17 protein-coding genes and 3 pseudogenes are annotated in these 19,074 nt (G+C 38.1%); 18 read left to right on the forward strand and 2 right to left on the reverse strand.

Annotated elements, in window-relative coordinates:
* The first annotated feature begins 3 nt into the window (after window positions 1–3).
* The 7 genes from mtnN (at window position 4) to M3206_RS00475 (ending at window position 5,516) form a co-directional block, all read left to right on the forward strand.
* Window positions 4–705 (forward strand): 5'-methylthioadenosine/S-adenosylhomocysteine nucleosidase, encoded by a 702-nt coding sequence (gene mtnN / locus M3206_RS00445; protein ID WP_251310544.1) that lies wholly within the window; start codon window positions 4–6, stop codon window positions 703–705.
* Window positions 705–1,172, forward strand: coding sequence for an S-ribosylhomocysteine lyase (locus M3206_RS00450; RefSeq protein ID WP_251310545.1), 468 nt, complete (start codon window positions 705–707; stop codon window positions 1,170–1,172). The genes mtnN and M3206_RS00450 overlap by 1 nt, the downstream gene beginning before the upstream one ends.
* A 12-nt stretch (window positions 1,173–1,184) precedes the next feature.
* Entirely contained in the window at window positions 1,185–2,108 is a 924-nt protein-coding gene (locus M3206_RS00455) for a PLP-dependent cysteine synthase family protein (protein WP_251310546.1), read from the forward strand.
* Between the two features lies 1 nt (window position 2,109).
* A complete protein-coding gene (locus M3206_RS00460) occupies window positions 2,110–3,246 on the forward strand; it encodes a bifunctional cystathionine gamma-lyase/homocysteine desulfhydrase (RefSeq protein ID WP_251310547.1) in 1,137 nt (378 codons plus the stop codon).
* Window positions 3,247–3,463: 217 nt separating this feature from the next.
* Complete coding sequence (locus tag M3206_RS00465; RefSeq protein WP_251310548.1) at window positions 3,464–3,703, forward strand: YrhC family protein; 240 nt, start codon at window positions 3,464–3,466, stop codon at window positions 3,701–3,703.
* A gap of 148 nt (window positions 3,704–3,851) precedes the next feature.
* A complete protein-coding gene (locus M3206_RS00470; protein WP_251310549.1) occupies window positions 3,852–4,706 on the forward strand; it encodes a GRP family sugar transporter in 855 nt (284 codons plus the stop codon).
* Between the two features lie 18 nt (window positions 4,707–4,724).
* On the forward strand, window positions 4,725–5,516 hold the full coding sequence (locus tag M3206_RS00475) for a glucose-1-dehydrogenase (protein ID WP_251310550.1): 792 nt from the start codon (window positions 4,725–4,727) through the stop codon (window positions 5,514–5,516).
* 38 nt (window positions 5,517–5,554) lie between these two features.
* Here M3206_RS00475 and menA read toward each other — a convergent pair whose 3' ends face one another.
* Window positions 5,555–6,445, reverse strand: coding sequence for a 1,4-dihydroxy-2-naphthoate octaprenyltransferase (gene menA / locus M3206_RS00480; protein ID WP_251310551.1), 891 nt, complete (start codon window positions 6,443–6,445; stop codon window positions 5,555–5,557).
* 239 nt (window positions 6,446–6,684) lie between these two features.
* Between menA and M3206_RS00485 the strand changes: the two are divergent.
* Window positions 6,685–7,035, forward strand: a pseudogene (locus M3206_RS00485) (sigma-70 family RNA polymerase sigma factor); the annotation flags it as partial.
* Between the two features lie 1,002 nt (window positions 7,036–8,037).
* Here the strand turns inward: M3206_RS00485 and M3206_RS00490 are convergent.
* Window positions 8,038–8,895 (reverse strand): MurR/RpiR family transcriptional regulator, encoded by an 858-nt coding sequence (locus M3206_RS00490; protein ID WP_251310552.1) that lies wholly within the window; start codon window positions 8,893–8,895, stop codon window positions 8,038–8,040.
* 201 nt (window positions 8,896–9,096) lie between these two features.
* Here M3206_RS00490 and M3206_RS00495 point away from each other — a divergent pair, with 201 nt between their 5' ends.
* The 10 genes and pseudogenes from M3206_RS00495 (at window position 9,097) to M3206_RS00535 (ending at window position 19,067) form a co-directional block, all read left to right on the forward strand.
* The gene (locus M3206_RS00495; protein ID WP_425590687.1) at window positions 9,097–10,491 is read left to right on the forward strand and encodes an aspartate aminotransferase family protein; all 1,395 of its coding nucleotides are present in this window, start codon (window positions 9,097–9,099) and stop codon (window positions 10,489–10,491) included.
* 188 nt (window positions 10,492–10,679) lie between these two features.
* Window positions 10,680–11,342: a Type 1 glutamine amidotransferase-like domain-containing protein gene (locus M3206_RS00500; protein ID WP_251310554.1), complete on the forward strand. Its 663-nt coding sequence runs from the start codon at window positions 10,680–10,682 to the stop codon at window positions 11,340–11,342.
* A 230-nt stretch (window positions 11,343–11,572) separates the two neighbouring features.
* Window positions 11,573–11,881 (forward strand): annotated as a pseudogene (locus tag M3206_RS19145) (LysR substrate-binding domain-containing protein); the annotation flags it as partial.
* A 374-nt stretch (window positions 11,882–12,255) separates the two neighbouring features.
* Window positions 12,256–12,705 carry a VOC family protein gene (locus tag M3206_RS00505; protein WP_251310555.1) on the forward strand — a complete coding sequence of 150 codons (450 nt, stop codon included), beginning with the start codon at window positions 12,256–12,258 and terminating at the stop codon, window positions 12,703–12,705.
* A 266-nt stretch (window positions 12,706–12,971) separates the two neighbouring features.
* Window positions 12,972–13,139, forward strand: a complete 168-nt coding sequence (locus M3206_RS00510) for a hypothetical protein (RefSeq protein ID WP_251310556.1) — start codon at window positions 12,972–12,974, stop codon at window positions 13,137–13,139.
* Window positions 13,140–13,691: 552 nt separating this feature from the next.
* A pseudogene (gene arr, locus M3206_RS19065) lies at window positions 13,692–14,072 on the forward strand (NAD(+)--rifampin ADP-ribosyltransferase); the annotation flags it as partial.
* Between the two features lie 222 nt (window positions 14,073–14,294).
* Entirely contained in the window at window positions 14,295–14,732 is a 438-nt protein-coding gene (locus M3206_RS00520; protein ID WP_251310558.1) for a VOC family protein, read from the forward strand.
* 128 nt (window positions 14,733–14,860) lie between these two features.
* Window positions 14,861–15,088, forward strand: coding sequence for a hypothetical protein (locus tag M3206_RS00525; protein ID WP_251310559.1), 228 nt, complete (start codon window positions 14,861–14,863; stop codon window positions 15,086–15,088).
* Window positions 15,089–15,333: 245 nt separating this feature from the next.
* Window positions 15,334–16,749 (forward strand): PTS mannitol transporter subunit IICB, encoded by a 1,416-nt coding sequence (locus M3206_RS00530; protein ID WP_251310560.1) that lies wholly within the window; start codon window positions 15,334–15,336, stop codon window positions 16,747–16,749.
* A gap of 218 nt (window positions 16,750–16,967) precedes the next feature.
* Window positions 16,968–19,067 (forward strand): BglG family transcription antiterminator, encoded by a 2,100-nt coding sequence (locus M3206_RS00535; RefSeq protein ID WP_251310561.1) that lies wholly within the window; start codon window positions 16,968–16,970, stop codon window positions 19,065–19,067.
* Window positions 19,068–19,074 lie beyond the last annotated feature (7 nt).

Consider the following 19,074-nt stretch of genomic DNA (forward strand, 5'->3'; position numbering starts at 1 on the left):
AAGATGAAGAGAATTGGAATTATTGGTGCGATGGAAGAAGAAGTTGTTCTTTTAAGAGAGCAGCTATCAGAGCTTCAGGAAAAAAAGCTTGCAGGCTGTGAATTCTATAAAGGATCTTTAAACGGTCAGGAAGTTGTACTTTTAAAATCCGGAATCGGAAAAGTTAACGCGACGATCGGAACGACACTCATGATTCAGATGTATGAGCCAGATGCTATCATAAATACAGGATCTGCAGGCGGTTTTCATGCAGATCTAAACGTTGGCGATGTTGTAATCTCCACAGATGTTCGCCATCACGATGTAGATGCAACGATCTTTGGGTACGAATACGGGCAAGTTCCTCAGATGCCTGCAAATTACATGCCGGACCAAACACTCGTAGAAGCAGCTGTAAAAGCAGGCGCTCGTGTGGAAGAGATCCAAGTTGCTAAAGGATTGATCGCATCAGGTGATTCGTTTATGAGTGATCATGAGAGGGTAGAAGACATACGTAAGAAATTCCCAACTTTGTATGCAGCGGAGATGGAAGCTGCCGCAATCGCTCAAACATGTTACCAGTTTAACGTCCCATTTGTTATTATCCGTTCGTTATCAGATATTGCCGGTAAAGATGCGCGTGTATCGTATGACCAGTTTTTAGAAACGGCATCAAAAAATTCCGCAGAACTTGTTCAAAAAATCGTAGAGGAGCTGAAATCATAATGACTAAAAAAATGAATGTTGAAAGCTTTAATCTTGATCATACTAAAGTTGTTGCCCCATACATCCGTTTAGCTGGTACGACTACTGGAGCTAACGGTGATGTCATTCATAAATATGACATCCGTTTCTGCCAGCCTAATAAAGATCACATGCCGATGGAAGGTCTTCACTCCATCGAGCACTTGATGGCAGAAAACATCCGTAATCACCACTCTACTGTTGTGGATATCAGTCCGATGGGTTGTCAAACAGGTTTCTATTTATCTGTTATCAACCATGATAACTACGATGAAATCCTAAAAGTTTTAGAAAAAACGCTTAACGATGTATTAGAAGCAACAGAAGTACCTGCGTGTAATGAAGTACAGTGCGGATGGGCAGCAAACCACAGCCTTGAAGGTGCTAAAGAGATCGCTCGTAAGATGCTTGCTAAAAAAGATGAATGGCATGTTGTATTCGCTGAATAGAGGGCTTTTAAAATGAAGTATTATAAGAATGTCCATGAACTGATCGGCAATACTCCTCTTATGGAGATCACACAGTTTTCTCTTCCAGAAGGAGTGCGCCTTTTTGCAAAATTGGAGTTCATGAACCCAGGTGGCAGTGTGAAGGACAGATTAGGTGTAGAGCTTTTAGAAAGTGCGCTCTCGTCTGGAAAACTTAAACCTGGCGGAACCGTCATTGAACCCACTGCAGGTAACACGGGGATTGGTCTCGCACTTGCTGCGATCAAAAAAGGAATCAATGTTTGTTTTGTGATCCCTGAAAAGTTCAGTATTGAAAAGCAGGAGCTTATGAAAGCTCTTGGTGCAAAGATTATTCATACTCCAACATCAGAAGGCATAAAAGGGGCAATAAAGAAAACGAAGGAACTTTTAAATGAGATTCCAAATTCGTTTTCTCCTGCACAATTCTCAAATCCAGATAACCCTAAAACGTATTACAAGACGTTAGGTCCTGAAATTTGGAGAGATCTTGATGGTAAAGTGGATGTTTTTGTGGCTGGAGCAGGAACGGGCGGAACGTTTATGGGAACTGCTCGCTATTTAAAAGAAAAAAATCCTAATGTTAAGACTGTAATTGTTGAACCAGAAGGATCAATATTAAACGGGGGAGAATCCGGCCCGCATAAGACGGAAGGAATCGGAATGGAGTTTCTTCCTGAATATATGGATACCTCCTATTTTAACAGCATACACACGGTAACAGATGCTGATGCGTTCAAACGTGTAGCAGAGCTTGCGAGAAATGAAGGACTTTTAGTTGGAAGTTCTTCCGGTGCAGCCTTGCATGCATCTTTATTAGAAGCGCAGTCAGCCAAAAAAGGTGATATTATTGTAACGATTTTCCCAGACAGCTCAGAGCGATATTTAAGCAAGAAAATTTATGAAGGAGGCGTCTGATATGAAAAGGAAAACCCAATTAATCCACGGAGGCATTCCTTCTGATAAAAATACAGGAGCGTTAGTCTATCCGATCTATCAGGTAAGCACATATCAGCAAGATGATGTTGGTGTGCATAAAGGATTCGAATATTCAAGAACAGGTAACCCAACACGTCATGCACTAGAAGAGTTGATTAAAGATCTTGAAGGTGGAAAGCGAGGTTTCGCTTTTGGTTCAGGTATGGCTGCTATAACAGCTGTTATGATGCTGTGTGATTCTGGAGACCACGTCATCCTAACGGATGATGTATATGGCGGGACTTACCGTGTCATGTCAAAAGTATTGAACCGCCTTGGCATTGAGTCTACGTTTGTAGACACAACGGATTTGGATCAAATCGAAGCGGCATTAAAGCCGAATACAAAGGCTCTTTACGTTGAAACACCAACAAACCCATTATTAAAAGTGACTGATATTGAAGCAGCGGCGAAATGGGCGAAATCTAAAGATCTTCTCTTTATGGTGGATAATACATTTAATACACCTTATTGGCAAAATCCGATCGAACTTGGTGCTGACATCGTCTTGCATTCAGCTACCAAGTATATCGGCGGCCACAGTGACGTTGTAGCAGGTCTAGTCGTTGTAAACGACGACAAGCTAGGGGAAGACTTGCACTTCGTACAGAACTCTACTGGCGGTGTATTAGGACCTCAGGATTCTTGGTTATTAATCCGAGGGATTAAAACATTAGGTTTAAGAATGGAAGCTCATGAGAGCAACACAAAAAAAATTGTTGATTTCTTAAAAGAGCATCCTTCTGTTGAAAAAATTTACTATCCAGGTCTTGAAGATCATCCTCAGCACGAGATCGCAAAAAAACAGTCAGGCGGCTTTGGCGGTATGGTATCGTTTGATGTTGGAAGCCAAGAGAACGCTGATAAACTCCTTAAAAAAGTAAAGTACTTCACTTTAGCTGAAAGCTTAGGAGCGGTTGAAAGTTTGATCTCCGTTCCAGCAAGAATGACGCATGCTTCTATTCCAGCAGAACGCAGAGCAGAACTAGGAATCACTGATGGTTTGGTTCGTATCTCTGTAGGTATTGAAGATGCAGAAGACTTGATTGAAGATTTAAAGAATGCATTAGAAAACTAAATAGGAAGAGCAGACGCTGCGTCTGCTCTTTTTTTCGCTTATTTTAAAGAGATATTAAGTCAGAAATCAATCCGTTTTTAATACCAATAATTAGGACTTAAATCGTTTTTTTTTATCACGATTTTGCCATAGTTTCTTCACGAGATTGTCAAAAAGTGCTTGGCAGGTAGCTGACTTACCTATGTTATTCTTTTTATAGAGGTTAGGAGGTAGCTGCATGACAAACAAACTAGAAAAAGAACTTCAAAAAAAGATAGCTGACTACCAGCGCTTTGGTTTTATTTTGTTGGCAGTAAGCACATTCTTCTATGTAGGATTAGTCCTTCCAGTGGAAGACAAAAACTTTACCCAATCGATGACTTTAGGTATCGCTTCACTAATGTGTTTAGGCTTTACCGCACTTATGTACAATGTAGTTAGAAAGTGCAAAGTGCAATTACAAGAAATTGCGAAATAAGTAAAACAATAATAAAATTTCACGTACCGTCCTTTAAAAAGGGCGGTATTTTTGTTTTTAGGAATTGTAAATAGGGGTATGAATACTCAATAACCGTAAAAGGTCATACTAAGTTTTAACAATTTATAGAAAGAGAGAAGTGGTTTTATTGGGTATCATATGGGCATTAATTACAGCAGTTTGCTGGGGAAGTATTGTATTAGTCAGTGAAAAACTCGGAGGTGACTTCCATAGCCAAACCTTTGGGATGACACTTGGAGCATTACTGTTTTCCCTTGTAGCATTCTTTATTGTTCAGCCTGACCTTAACATGGCTGTGTTTGCGATCGGAGTGATTTCGGGAATCTTCTGGGTAATCGGTCAGCGAAATCAATTTGCGAGTGTCGATTATTTAGGGGTTTCAAAGATTGTTCCCTTATCAACAGGTATGCAATTGTTTGGCACAACACTCTTTGGCGTACTTGTTTTTCATGAATGGAAAACAACGACGGAGATTATGATCGGACTTGCTGCCATCGTCGCGATTGTGGCTGGGGCATTGCTGACTTCCCGTAGAAGTAAGAAGGCAAATGAAAAAGAAAACCAAAATTTCAAAAAAGGAATCACGATTCTTTTAATTTCAACTGTCGGATATGTTACATACGTCGTACTGATCAGATGGTTTGAAATAAACGGGTGGGAGGCAATTCTTCCTCAAGCGATAGGTATGTTTATAGGAGCATTGGTGATGTCTTTTAAACATAAGCCGTTTAATAAGTACTCAATGAGAAACATTTTGACAGGCTTGATCTGGAGTACGGGAAACTTAACGCTATTGCTTGCATTACCTTTGATCGGAATTGCAACAAGTTTTTCTTTATCACAAACGGGGATTATTATTTCAACTCTAGGCGGGATTTTTATACTAGGTGAAAAACGGAGTAAAAAGGAAGTCATATGGGTTATCTCAGGTTGTGTACTGATCATCCTAGGCGGTGTAATGTTAGGATTTACAAAAACGTAAATAAGAGGAGTGGGTTGTATGTATCCAGATTTAGAAGGAAAAACAGTAATTATTACAGGAGCAGCTACAGGTATTGGGAAAGCTTGTGCAATTCGTTTTGGTCAAGAGGGAGCAAATGTTGTCATTAATTATCATTCAGATAAGCAATCGAAGGAATCAAATGCAATTATAGAAGAAATTAAGCAGCGCGGCGGAAATGCCATTGCAGTGCAGGGAGACGTAACCAAAGAGGGAGATATTAAGAACTTAATAAAAAAAGCGGTAGAAGAATTCGGTTCACTTCATGTGATGGTCAATAATGCAGGAATTGAAAACGAGGTACCTTCACACGAACTGACATTAGAAGATTGGAACAAAGTAATATCTACAAATTTAACTGGTCAATTTCTAGGATGCCGAGAAGCGATTGATTATTTTCTAGAACATGATATTCAGGGATCGATTGTCAATATGTCAAGTGTGCATGAAATCATCCCGTGGCCGCACTTTGTACATTATGCAGCAAGTAAGGGCGGTATCAAGCTGATGACACAAACACTTGCTTTAGAATATGCACCAAAGAAGATTAGAATCAACAGCATCGCTCCAGGTGCAATTAACACCCCGATCAATGCTGAAAAATTTTCAGATCCAAAACAGAAAGAAGGAGTTTTGAAACTCATTCCGATGGGGTATATAGGTGAGCCTGAAGAAATTGCAGCAACAGCGGTTTGGCTGGCGTCAAGCCAAGCGAGCTATGTTACAGGATTAACATTGATCGCGGATGGCGGAATGACACTGTACCCTGGATTTCAAGCTGGAAAAGGATAAAAAAAGACATCCTCCGATTATAGGAGGATGTCTTTTTTTTACAATAGGATACCTGTTAATGTTCCGATGCATAGAAGGATGCCAAAAGCCATGTGAAGCATAGCTGTTAATCCTAGTGCTTTGTTAAGCTGTTTAGCTTCCCACGTAGATACAGCAATCTGTAGTCCTTTTAACGCAATCGGCAGCGTTATTGCAGCAATAAGGCTCCATACCGGTAAGATATTTAAAAATACTAGAGCAACTAAACTAATATAAGTCCCAAGCATGAGGACATAGAACTCGATACGAGATGCTTTCCTACCGATCAATCCTGCTATCGTTGTTTTGCCAATCTGTTTATCCGTATCAAAATCTCGAAGATTGTTGGCATGTAGAATGGCCATAACAAGAAGCGCATTCGGTATAGCTGCTAAGAAGACTTCCATGTTCAGGTTAAGCGTTTGTGTATAAAAAGAACCAACCACCGCTAGAATTCCTAGCGTGCTGCCAGAAGCTACCTCGCCTAAACCGTTATATGCTAATGCATACCGTGTTGCTGTGTAAAAGTAGCCGACTAATAATGATGGAATACCAATAAAGAGAACTACTGGTCCTGTTAATGCAGTTAAAATCAGTCCCACAATAATACTTAAGCTAAAGAAAATGAGTCCGGTAATATAAACTTGTCGAGGTGTCATTTCTTTTCGATCAATAACACCAGAAGGACTTAATGAACCTGGAATATCTGCACCTTTAACATGATCAAAATAATCATTTACAAGGTTTGTCCCGCATTGTAAAAATACAGCACCTATGAGTGTGAGTAAGAATGTAGTCCAATTGATGCTTGTCCATTGTAATGCTAAAATCGTTCCAAAAAGGACAGGAATGATTGATGCTGTTAACGAATAAGGTCTTGTAGAAGCGAAAATGACCTTAGGATGTATCATTTGTGTTTCCCCCTTTACAACTATTATTATAATAAAAGTTTGTGAAAGTGTACACATAAATTACCCTTATGAAAAATTACCAATTTATTTAACTGGATTCGAATCATCACCTTCTTATACACCATCCTCTTCATCAATTTCCCGAATGAAATAAAAAAGTCCAATTGATATGTACAGACACACCCGAGCCCAGCTTCGCATAAAGTTTAAGGAGGAAGAAATGTCTTGGAGGTGCTGTTATGTCATTAGTAGGTGTGTTGGCCTATTTTTTCAAAGAAGTCATGCTTTTTGTTTCATACGTTAAAAACAATGCGTTCCCCCAGCCACTGTCTGAGAATGAAGAAAAGCAGTACTTAAAAGATATGGCAAATGGAGATGAAAGAGCAAGAGGGCTTTTGATCGAACACAATTTACGTTTGGTAGCTCATATTGTAAAAAAGTTTGAAAATACAGGTGAGGATACGGAAGATCTAATTTCTATCGGTACGATAGGATTGATTAAGGCGATTGAGAGCTATTCTAGAGGAAAAGGAACGAAGCTTGCGACTTATGCAGCACGCTGCATTGAAAATGAGATTCTAATGTCATTAGTATCGCATGATTATAACGAAGAATGTATTAGTTGATTCTTACATAAGAAAAAAGCAGACTGCTGAACATTTATAAAGGGTTCCGTTTTCGGGTGCTTAATTGATAAATGGCAAAAAGAATGACGTGAGAATTTGCACACGTCATTTTCCTTATTTATTAAGGTTTTTTAGCCACTTCCATCATTTTTGACATAGCAATTGACTTAATATTTTATATTGGACAATAAGTATTGTACCCTTAAAATGTAGTGTCAAAATAGCTGTCAATTCCAATGCCACTTGGATTCTGCCGCAATATCCTTTTCCTAATTAACTAACGGGCAGGATAGTTTAAATAGTTGGGTTTATTTGGTAAACTAAGGGAGACAAATAAGTCGTAATAAGGATGGTGATCTAACTAATGAAGCATTTAATAGGTTTATATGTTGTTATGGCAATTATGGTATTTGTTACTTTAACGAGTGAATTTGTTTTCAAAGGTGATTATGCAGCTATTGCAAGTTGGTTTATAGTTATGTTGTTTCTTTTTGGAACCATATTTTTTGCTAATTCAAGATATTATTTATCCAAGAAGTAAAGTGCTACATTACCCTATTAGTTTGCAGCGTTCCTTCTTCAACTAAAGGGGGCGTTCCTACAACAGCAGTAGGAATGCTTATTTCCCTAACGGAGAAGATTTGTATGGTGACGAAGTTGATATAAAATTCTTTAATAAAATGTTGAGCAATATAGGTTCCAATTATATTATTGAAGAATTTCTGAAAGAAATTGGATTATTTATCTCAAGATTAATAGGGTTATTTGTGAAAAATTGTACTTAAACAAAAGGGAGCTTTAGTTTAAAAAGAGCAGGAATTTATAACAAAGAAAAATCGCCCAGTTTTGGGGCGATTTTTGCTTTTATATATGCCATTTGAGATGTCATAAGAACTGTCATTCGGTGCATATTTTTAGAAAAGCACCTCCAAACGTAACCCTTTGGAACATTTATAGCAGCCTATATTATTTAGAATAAAACGTATCAAATCTTTCCCAGAATTCCTCCATTTTTTCAAGCCGATCTTCAGCATCTTTCATACGTTCCTTTCCTACTGAGGCGAGAAGTGTATTGATAAGACTCAAAGGAGCGACAAACGAATCAAAGAAAGTTGGCACTTGACTGGATGCAGTGAGTACAACATCCGCATAAGGAACGATGGGTGATAGAAGGTTATCGGTAATTGCAATCGTAGTTGCTCCACGCTCTTTAGCAAATGACATCATGTTAACAGTACTCTTGGTATAACGCGCAAAGCTTATCCCAACTACTACATCTTTCTTACTCAACCGTATTAACTGTTCCGGTTTATTTTCAACAGGTCCGAGTAAAATCGTATTCTCTAGAATAAGATCTAGATAGTAGTGCATAAATAATCCAATGGAAGCTGCACTTCGATTGGCTGAAATATATATTTCTTTTCCGGTTAGCAAGTGATTTACTGCCTCTACTAATGCTTTTGAATCTAAGTTTTCCATAGTTGATTTTAGATTCGCGATATCATCTTCAAACACTTTATAAATCGTCTGGCTTGAATCCTCGTATAGCTCGGAAGACATTTTTAATCTGTCTTTCGTTGTTAGTTGTCGCTGAACAGAGTTTTGCATCTGGGTCTGCAGTTCACGATATCCTGAATATCCTAAAAATACGGCAAAACGTACCACGGAAGCCTCACTAACTCCTGCCTGTTTTGCGAGTGTAGCTACGTTATAGAACGGAACGGTATTCGGATTATTGATGATATAAGAAGCTAGTTTTTCTTGGGCTTTGCTCATAGCCGGTTTCTTCTCAGCGATTAATTTATATACATTGATTTGATCCATATCATTACCTCTTTTGTTCATAACTTTAATTAGTATGGAATATTATAATACATAATTAAAGTGAAATAAACATTTCATAATTTCGATTTAGTGAAATCTTTTTTGTTTTTTTATTAAATATGGGTTCACAAGTCTCATCCTTTTGTCTATAATGAAATAAAAATTTCATGACTTTAAAGAAAAAACAATTTTATTTCATAAATGGAGGTCTTAAAAGTGATCAAGCAAAAAAGCAACTACTTGAATGAATTTAAGAGCAAAACTACAAAATCAAAAGAGTTTTTCTTAGAGGCAAAGGACGTTATGCCAGGTGGTGTAACAGCGAATATCAAATCATTTGACCCGTATCCCGTTATTATGGAAAAAGGGAAGGGAGCCTATTTATATGACAAAGACGGAAACGAGTATGTAGATTACCTCCTTTCATATGGTGCTTTAATGCTTGGCCATGGACATCCTCAAGTTATTCGAGCTATTCAAGAACAACTAGAAACAGATGGGACGATGTTGTTCGGTACTCCCCATCAACTAGAAATGGATATGGGCAAAAAAATAAAAGAACTGTATCCAAGTATGGATAAGGTTAGATATACCAATTCAGGAACAGAAGCAACTCTATTGGCATTGCGTTTAGCGTATGCGTATACCGGTAAATATAAGATTGCCAAGTTTGAAGGACATTATCATGGTGGGTATGATCAAGTTTTATTAAGCGTTAATCCTTCTTTAGAAGAAGCAGGAGAACAGCACGAACCAAACTCTGTATTAGAATCAAAAGGGATCGATCCTTATTATGCAGAACAAACAGTAACCCTTCCTTTTAATGACCTCGAGCACACATATAGCATCTTAAAGAAACAAAAAGATGAGATTGCAGCGGTCATCCTGGAACCTATCCAAGGAGGTTTTATTCCAGCGGAGCGTGAGTTTTTAAAAGGTCTTAGAAAAATAACAGAAGAGCTGGACATTCTTTTAATCTTTGATGAAGTGAAAACTGGTTTTCGTCTAGGACTTGGGGGAGCTCAAGGATATTACGAGATCGATCCAGATATTACAGCTCTAGGTAAGGTAGTAGGTGGCGGGTTTCCTGTAGGAATCGTTGGCGGTAAGGAAGATATTATGATGGTTAGTGCACCTACTGCCTCATCAGATGTGTTCGACAGCAGCCAAAGTAAAAGATCAAGTGCCAAAGATGTCCTTTTTCATAGCGGAACCTATAACGGGCACCCTACGATTCTAGCGGCTGGACTAAAGACAATAGAAGTTTTAGAACAAGAGATCGAACAGGTCTTTACTATAACGGAAAGATTGAAACATGGGATAGAGGATCTGTTTAAACGTCGTGGAGTTGCGATGCAATGTATCGGTCAGGGATCCATTTTTAACGTAGTCATGACAGAAAAGGAAAAAGTGATGAACTATCGAGACTTGCAAGATGCTAATTTCTCGCTAAGAAAAGAGCTCGATTTTGGATTACTTTCAAAAGGAATCTATACGAAGCCTTTAAACCGATACAGCTTGGCTACCGTTCATGGAGAAAAAGAGTTGAATCAAACTCTAGAAGCATACGATGCCGTGTTATCAGAGATGTTTTAACAACTAATTCTGAGTTCCGTATCAAATCATAATTACGAAAGGTGCATTTTCCGTTATGGGGAAGTGCATCTTTTTTTATTTTAATTTGGCAAGTGAACCGTAAACAAATATTTAAAAATAATAGAGGAATCATCTTTGAGATATAGAAACCTTTTACAGCAATACCCAACGAATAAGGAGTTGATGTTATGAAGTTTCTCCTCACATCTGCAGGCGTTAATAACAAAAGCATACACGACGCGCTAGTTGATATGTTGGACAAGCCCATTCCAGATTCCACTGCACTGTGCATCCCCACTGCAATGTATGGAGGAGGCGGACCAGGCGTGAAAGTTTGGAAGTTCATTAGCGGGAATACCGAGCACCCAATGGTTAATTTAGGTTGGAAGTCAGTTGGCGTGCTAGAACTCACTGCGTTGCCAAGCATTGACAAAGAGCGCTGGGTACCGCTCGTAAAGGAAGCGGACGTCCTGTTGGTTTCAGGAGGCGACACTCTCTACCTAAGCCATTGGATGCAAGAATCTGGGTTAGCAGAGCTCTTACCGTCTCTACGCGCAGTATATGTGGGAATGAGTGCTGGTAGTATGGTGATGGCACCTGAAATTGGTGAAATTTTTGTTGGCTGGACTCCACCAGATGGTGAGGATAAAGCGCTTGGTCTTGTTGATTTTGCCATGTTCCCACACCTTGATCACCCAATGCTGCCGGACAACACCATGGCTGCCGCAGAGAGGTGGGCAGCCGAGATAAAGGGGCCGGCATATGCCATTAACGATGATACCGCCATTAAAGTAGTCGATGAAGAAGTCGAAGTTATCTCTGAAGGGCATTGGAAGCTATTCTCGCCTTGAAAATCTCTTCAGATTAAAGGGTAAATTCATTGTATAGCAATCTAGATGTTTCATTTATGCTAATTGGTGCGTCGATCTAAGAGGAAATACATCTTCCGCATCCGGCCAGAATGTTGAAGTTTAAATAAAAAGCCGGTTTTTTATCATACCTCCTTGATTAAAGAAGATATGATACTTGGTCTATTAGTTGAAACAACTGATTCTTATGAAAATATAGAGCGAATGAGCCTTTTATTCACTTTAAAAAGGGTCATTCTTTCCGCGAAGACACCGATGAATTATGTCAGAAGGCCGGGTTTACACCAAATATTGCCTGTGAAACAGATGACTCTAAGACATTAATAGAATTGGTTAAGTCGGGGATTGGAGTTGCGTTCTGGTTAGAAACTTTATTAGAAAAAGATAACTCCTTTCACCCTTTACGTATCATAGAGCCTATTTGTCAGCGTACCTATCAGTTAGCATGGTCCGAAAAACGTTATTTATCTTTAGCAGCACGTAAGTTTCGTGACTTGCTTATCGAGCATTTCGCTAAATGATATCAAGGAGAAAGTCTGGATGCCAAAAGTTAAATGTTCATTTAAATAATTAAGCCCTAAAATCGAGTGCATTCCTGTAATAAGAAATGCACTCTTTTTAATGAAAAGGCTAGATTGTGGAGTCTCTTTAAGTTAATTTACAAGAGCTGATTTCTCCATCATATGAAACTATCCTGGGTTAAAAAGGAAGTACAAGTTATAGTTAAGTTATGATTTTCTTTCTCCGTCAAGAGATTAAGTTACTCGAGACGGATCCTGCATTTGGGAATATTAGTTAGGAAAGAATGGAAGGGATTATTTTTAGAAGTAGGAGAATGGCTAATCTTAGAGAAATGATTAAGTAGAAAATAAAGAGCAAGGGGGATAACTTCAACATGATGCCTGGGACGTTATATGAAACTCATGTAAAAACAAGGAATTTAGAAGTAGCCGTGGATTTTTATAAAAAGCTTGGCATGGATATCGCTTATACGATAGAGGAGAGAAGGGTAGCCTTCTTCTGGTTTGATAAAAATCAAAAAAAAGAGCAGATGTTAGGGGTATGGGAAGTGCCGGAACAAGAATTTCACACGAGTCATTTTGCCTTTAAGATTGGTTATGAGGAGATCAAGAACGCTCGGGAATGGTTATTAGAAAAAGGGATTGAACCGAGGGCGGCTTTTGGTTTGGAGCCGACAGAACCCATGGTGCAAACTTGGACACCTACCGCCAATTTGTATTTTCGTGACCCTGACGGAAACTCATTGGAGTTTCTTTGCTTATTGCCAGAAGGTAAAAAGACGGACAAAGATGTAATGCTGTTAAGCGAATGGGAGGCTTTATAGTAAGGATGTTGAGACCAGAAATTAGGGATGAAATCCAAGATCGAATAAAAAGGCAAGAAGGATGGAAATCATCAATAATCCAGTGCGGTAATCAAAAAAGAATTAACGTCTTTTTTAGGGACATTATTCAACAACGTAGCAGTTTGTTGAATAATGTCCCTTCGAATTGGTTGGAAACTTATTTAAATTAAAATCGTACAATTAGTTAAAGTAAGTGCATTCTTATGAATGAACGTATCCATATTTAGAAGAAGGAGGTGTAATGGATGAAAACAGATTGGTATTGGTTACTAATATTCATTGCGATGATGACAACTGTTGGATTTCTATTGTTTGACAATATAGCTTCAAAGCTTATTTTTGGAATTGCAGTTGGTGGTATATTTGGTTGGATATTTATTTCCAAAAAACCTAATAAAAAAGATAATCAATGATTCTTGTCTATCTGAATACAAATTCCCTTTTTTTTGTGAAGGTTGCGTTAATCTTATAGGGGTTAACGCTATTTTTATAGAATTTGTTAACGGAGCAGTTTAGTTGAACAATCATCATTAGCTTTTTTCATTTGGAGAAATTCCGATCAAAAATTTGATTTCATTAATTGGAGGTAAGCTTAGATGAATATAAAATTTGAACCAAACAACGTCGTTATTAAACTCTGTATAAGTGGGATGAACATGGAAGATGACGGAAATGTTGAAGGGGCCACCACGATGTTTCATCAAGCCTGGCACGAAGCAAAAGATGACTATGAAAGGTTTATTGCAGCTTATCATTTGGCTCGTATACAAAAAAGTATTACAGACAAATTGAAATGGATGGAAACCTCTTTACATTGTGCAAAAAATATAAATAACGAGAATGTAAAGAGTGCATACTCAACCTTATATTTAAACATTGCCAAATGCTATGAGGAGTTGGGGGATTCTGAAAATGCAAAAAAAAATTATGCATCGTCAAATTCATATCTTGGTGCACCTTCTGATCAAGGTCCATTTTATCATGGAACAAAGGCAGATTTACAGGTTGGTGATTTGCTAACACCGGGTGGAAATTCAAATTACAAAGCTGGTCTTAAAATGAATCACATTTATTTCACAGCTAATCCCAATGGTGCAGGACTCGCAGCAACATTAGCAAAAGGAGAAGGAAGAGAACGAGTTTATAAAATAGAACCAACAGGTGAATTTGAAAACGACCCAAACGTTACCGACAAAAAGTTCCCGGGTAACTTAACACGATCATATCGTTCTCAAGAACCTTTAAGAATTATTGGTGAAGAAACTGATTGGGCGAAACTGACGACTACGGAGCGAAGTGAATGGCGCAAAAATTTAGCCAAAAACAAGGGCGAAATTATTAATTGAGCATATATCAAATGGAGTAAGTTAGTTATTTTTTTTGTTTGCAACAATTACTATATTACGAAGGGTGCGTTGATCCAAGAAGGATTAATTCACTTTTTGATGAAGTTATTGAACAAATAAATGTAGCAGATCTGTTGGATTTTCTGAAAAAAGCGAAATTAAGTTTCAAACAAACCTTATGTGAATACAAGTATTGAATATATCAGAAGGGAGGTACTCGATATGAGAATCAATAGAATAGATCATGTGAGTATAAATGTAAACGATCTTTCAGCGGCGAAATCATTTTTTCTTGATTTAGGACTTGAAGTACAAGCGGAATGGGAAATGGATGGAGAACTGTTGGACAGAATAGTGGGGCTAAATGATGTTAAAACGGCTTGTGTAGGATTGGGGATGCCAGATGGTCAAGCATGGATAGAGCTAGTCAAATATTATTCGCCGTCAGATGGAAGAGATATTCAGCAACCTTTAGCAAACACACTAGGCATCAGCCATATTTGCTTAGCTGTTGAAGATATTGAAGCTATTGTTGCTAAGTTGAAAAAGAAGGGTACGGAAATCTTTAGTGATATACAGCAATATGAAGAAAGTTATAAGTTATGCTACGTTCGTGGTCCAGAGGGAATTATTTTAGAGTTGGCAGAGAAAATCAAATAAATTGAATGGCATTTTATATGATTATAAAGATTTCTTCTTAAAACTATCGGGAGCGACTGTGGAAATTAGGTGATAGTTTTTTGCGGACAGTTTGGATAATAAGATAAATTCATAAAAAGGAGTAAATAATGGAATTACTACCTTTGATTATATTGGTTACGATCGTCGTAGGAATAATTGGAATTATGGTATTTGTAATTAGCAATAAAAAGATTTTGGGAAGATGTACAACGATACTATTAGGGTTATTGGCAGGTGTTAATTTGCAAGAATGGGCATTATTTTTAACTGCCATTACCGCAACACTTGTACTTGAAATCTATTATTATAAAGCTGGACCAACTAAAAGTCATTAATAATAGACTAGAAGCGTATCCACCTAATTTGGAATACGCTTTTTTTATTTCATATATTAAACATTTGAAGGTTCATCAGTTTTGATGAAATTTCGTATTTGAAAATCCGTTATTAAATTATGACAACATGATAATCGACAAAGTGTGCTTTTCTTTAAATTGAAACCGTTTTTATGTAAACGTATTATAAATTTATAAGAGAAACAGAACCATTGATACATTTAGTTATGAGAGGAGTTATAAATATGTCGAACACAAAACCTGATGTTCGTGTACGCATACAGCGATTTGGAAGTTACTTAAGCGGTATGATTATGCCTAATATCGGTGCATTTATTGCATGGGGAATTATAACAGCGCTATTTATTCCGACAGGATGGTTACCTAATGAGGATTTTGCTAAACTTGTCGGCCCAATGATTACGTATTTGCTTCCACTGTTAATTGGTTATACAGGTGGGAAAATTGTATACGATGGCCGTGGTGGGGTAGTAGGGGCTACCGCAACGATGGGGGTCATTGTTGGATCAGATATTCCGATGTTCCTTGGTGCTATGATTATGGGACCTTTAGGCGGATGGTTGATTAAGAAAACGGACCAAGTGATCCAGCCAAGAGTTAAACAAGGTTTTGAAATGTTGGTCAACAACTTTTCAGCTGGTATCTTAGGTGGGATCCTAACTTTGGTAGCATTTAAGACGATTGGACCAGTAGTTGTTGCTTTAAACAAAACACTTGCTGCTGGTGTAGAAGTAATCGTTAATGCTGGTTTACTGCCGCTGGCAAATATTTTTATAGAACCAGCCAAAATTTTATTCTTAAACAATGCAATCAATCATGGAATCCTTAGCCCGCTCGGTGCTGATGAAGCAGCTAAAGCTGGGAAATCAATTTTATTCTTACTAGAATCCAATCCCGGACCGGGACTTGGTATCCTGTTAGCATTTATGGTATTTGGTAAGGGTACTGCTCGTCAGACATCACCAGGTGCTGCAATCATTCACTTCTTTGGTGGAATTCATGAGATTTACTTCCCGTATGTCCTGATGAAGCCGATGCTGATCTTAGCTGCGATCGCAGGAGGAATCAGTGGTGTGTTTACGTTCACATTAATGAATGTAGGACTTGTAGCACCTCCTTCTCCAGGAAGTATCTTCGCCCTTATGGCGATGACTCCAAAAGGTGGGAATCACCTTGGTGTATTACTAGGGGTACTTGTAGCAACAGCTGTTTCATTTGCGGTAGCTTCATTAATTTTAAAAACCAGCAAGAAACAAGAAGAAGACCTTTCGGATGCGACAGCTAAGATGGAAGAAATGAAAGGCAAGAAAAGCTCGGTTGGAGAAGCTCTACAAAAGGATAACGAAGAAAAAGAATTTAGCTTTGACAACGTTAATAAGATTATCTTTGCATGTGACGCAGGCATGGGTTCAAGTGCGATGGGTGCATCGATCATGAAGAACAAAGCGAAAAAAGCGGATCTTCAAATCGATATTACAAACACATCCATCAATAACATTCCAAGTGATGCCGATATTGTCATTACACATAAAGATCTGACACCACGAGCTAAAGAAAAGTTACCAACTGCCCATCATATTTCTGTTGATAATTTCTTAAACAGTCCAAAATATGATGAGCTCATTAAAAATTTAAAATAATGATTAGATTTGTTGCTCTTGCCTATTGGGTGGGAGCAACACTTTTTTTGATAAAACTACTCAATTTAGAAATGGCAACAACTAACTTGACTAAATTATATCTGGCTATTGTTGTATCAAGGGTTATAACACACTATCATTAGAAGTGTAAATAATAGTTGTCATCAACTTTTGCTCATACTAACAAAATGATCATTGATGAAGTGGAGTGAAAAGGGATGTATATATCTGCGAGAGAACGAAAAATACTCGAATTTTTAATTACAAGAGATGAAGGCGCTACCGTTAAGGTGATTGCAGAAGCGTTATCTGTCAGTGCCAGAACGATCCATCGTGATTTAAAAGGTGTGGAAGATATCTTAAAAGAGTATGGATTGCAGCTTCATAAAAAGTCAGGGATCGGGATTCAAATCACCGGAGATCAAGAAGCAAAAGAGAAGCTGGAACTGTTTATGTTCAACCTCGCACATAACGAATATACACCAGAGGAAAGGCAAATTATTATACTTTCTGAACTTCTTGAAGCAACAGAGCCAGTCAAACTCCTAGCATTAGCGAACGACATGAATGTGACGATTGCAACGATCAGCCATGATCTTGATAAGGTAGAAGAACGATTACATCCCTTTGAATTAACGGTTCTACGAAAACGTGGATATGGTGTTGAAATTATTGGATCAGAAACCGCAAAACGCAGAGCGATGAGCAAGCTGATCTATGAGAACATTAACGAGTTCGATCTTGTTTCGCTTCTCAAGGAGACCATTCAAAAGAAGGCTTCTAAAACGGTTGATACCATTACTGAACGCCTGTTAGGTCTCGTTAATAAGAAAAAAATCCTGATCATAGAGAAGCAGGTCGAACAGATCAAAAAAGACCTGCCTTACACGATCGCTGATAGTGCATATATCGGATTAGTGATCCACCTGGCACTTGCCATCGAGAGAATTGAACAGGGTGAATTGATCAAGTTTGATGATGAGCATCTTAAGAGTTTAAGTGAGTCTAAGGAATTTAAGTTAGCAGAAAAAATTGTGACCGGATTAGAAGAGGTGTTCCAGCTGGAAATCCCTCGAGGTGAAATCGGGTATATCACCATGCACCTGATGGGAGCTAAAATCCGTAAGTCACCTGATGACTTATTTGAAGAATCCGCTCTTCAAGTAGGGATGCTTGCTCAAAAGTTAATACAGTTCGTTAGTAAAGAAATCCAATTTGACTTAACCAATGACCCTTCTCTTTTTCAAGGATTAGTCGCACATTTACGGCCTGCATTATACAGGCTAAAGCAGAAGATGGGAATATCTAATCCACTGCTCTCTCGGATTGAAACGGATTACCGTGACTTATTCGTGGTCCTTGAAAAAGGCGTAAGAGAGATTTTTCCGGATATGACTGTACCGAAAGAGGAGATTGCTTATCTCGTCATGCACTTTGCTTCAGCTCTTATCAACAAAGAGGAAACCAAAGAGTTAAAAGCATTGGTGGTTTGTTCTAGCGGGATCGGAACATCTAAAATATTATCAACGAAACTAGCGCGTGAAATTCCAGGATTAAAAACAGAAAGTGCATCACTATTTGAACTTGATCGCATTGCAAAGGATGACTTTGACTTGATAATCTCGACTGTTGGCTTGAACAATTATAATCATGATTATCTTTTAGTCAGCCCATTGCTCTCAAATCATGAAATCGCAAGGGTTAAGAAGCATTTACTTGAAAAAAAGGGAATCCGAAAAATTAAACGTGATAGGGAACAAAAGGTTAATAAGAATATAAGTTCTGAAGATTTCATCTATCAAATAGACAAAATACAACGATACGCCAGTGCGATCTCAAAACTTCTAAATCAGTACAACATGTTAAAGATCACCGAACGACTTTCTGTTTCAGATGCTTTAGAGGTTTTAATAAAGCCGCTAGCAGATAAAGGATCTGTAAGTGAAATAAATGGTGTCGTCCAGACTCTTTTAGATAGGGAAAAGACGGGTGGGCTCGGAATTCCGGGAACATCACTCGCTTTGTATCATACAAAAAGCGATCTAATCAATGAGATCAGTTTTACGATAGCACGATTATCACAACCCATAACCGTTAATGGAATGGACGGATCTAAAGTTGGAATGGATACCATTCTGCTTATGTTGTCACCACTTGACACAACAGAGGAGTCATTAGAGGTCCTAAGCAACATCAGTTCCTTAATTATTAGGGACAAGCAATCCATAAATGTTTTTCAAAATGGTTCCGAAAATGAAATCCTGGACCTAATGGCTATGGAATGTAAAGAATTATATAAATCCAAATCAGAAATATAGGAGTGTT

Source organism: Fictibacillus phosphorivorans, from assembly GCF_023715845.1.
GTDB classification, from domain to species: domain Bacteria; phylum Bacillota; class Bacilli; order Bacillales; family Fictibacillaceae; genus Fictibacillus; species Fictibacillus phosphorivorans_D.

What these genes read in the sequence shown, in the direction of transcription:
- mtnN (WP_251310544.1), top strand. Translation starts at nt 4, where the DNA reads ATGAAGAGAATTGGAATTATTGGTGCGATGGAAGAAGAAGTTGTTCTT.
- M3206_RS00450 (WP_251310545.1), top strand. Translation starts at nt 705, where the DNA reads ATGACTAAAAAAATGAATGTTGAAAGCTTTAATCTTGATCATACTAAA.
- M3206_RS00455 (WP_251310546.1), top strand. Translation starts at nt 1,185, where the DNA reads ATGAAGTATTATAAGAATGTCCATGAACTGATCGGCAATACTCCTCTT.
- M3206_RS00460 (WP_251310547.1), top strand. Translation starts at nt 2,110, where the DNA reads ATGAAAAGGAAAACCCAATTAATCCACGGAGGCATTCCTTCTGATAAA.
- M3206_RS00465 (WP_251310548.1), top strand. Translation starts at nt 3,464, where the DNA reads ATGACAAACAAACTAGAAAAAGAACTTCAAAAAAAGATAGCTGACTAC.
- M3206_RS00475 (WP_251310550.1), top strand. Translation starts at nt 4,725, where the DNA reads ATGTATCCAGATTTAGAAGGAAAAACAGTAATTATTACAGGAGCAGCT.
- menA (WP_251310551.1), bottom strand. Translation starts at nt 6,445, where the DNA reads ATGATACATCCTAAGGTCATTTTCGCTTCTACAAGACCTTATTCGTTA.
- M3206_RS00490 (WP_251310552.1), bottom strand. Translation starts at nt 8,895, where the DNA reads ATGGATCAAATCAATGTATATAAATTAATCGCTGAGAAGAAACCGGCT.
- M3206_RS00495 (WP_425590687.1), top strand. Translation starts at nt 9,097, where the DNA reads ATGGAGGTCTTAAAAGTGATCAAGCAAAAAAGCAACTACTTGAATGAA.
- M3206_RS00500 (WP_251310554.1), top strand. Translation starts at nt 10,680, where the DNA reads ATGAAGTTTCTCCTCACATCTGCAGGCGTTAATAACAAAAGCATACAC.
- M3206_RS00505 (WP_251310555.1), top strand. Translation starts at nt 12,256, where the DNA reads ATGATGCCTGGGACGTTATATGAAACTCATGTAAAAACAAGGAATTTA.
- M3206_RS00510 (WP_251310556.1), top strand. Translation starts at nt 12,972, where the DNA reads ATGAAAACAGATTGGTATTGGTTACTAATATTCATTGCGATGATGACA.
- M3206_RS00520 (WP_251310558.1), top strand. Translation starts at nt 14,295, where the DNA reads ATGAGAATCAATAGAATAGATCATGTGAGTATAAATGTAAACGATCTT.
- M3206_RS00525 (WP_251310559.1), top strand. Translation starts at nt 14,861, where the DNA reads ATGGAATTACTACCTTTGATTATATTGGTTACGATCGTCGTAGGAATA.
- M3206_RS00530 (WP_251310560.1), top strand. Translation starts at nt 15,334, where the DNA reads ATGTCGAACACAAAACCTGATGTTCGTGTACGCATACAGCGATTTGGA.
- M3206_RS00535 (WP_251310561.1), top strand. Translation starts at nt 16,968, where the DNA reads ATGTATATATCTGCGAGAGAACGAAAAATACTCGAATTTTTAATTACA.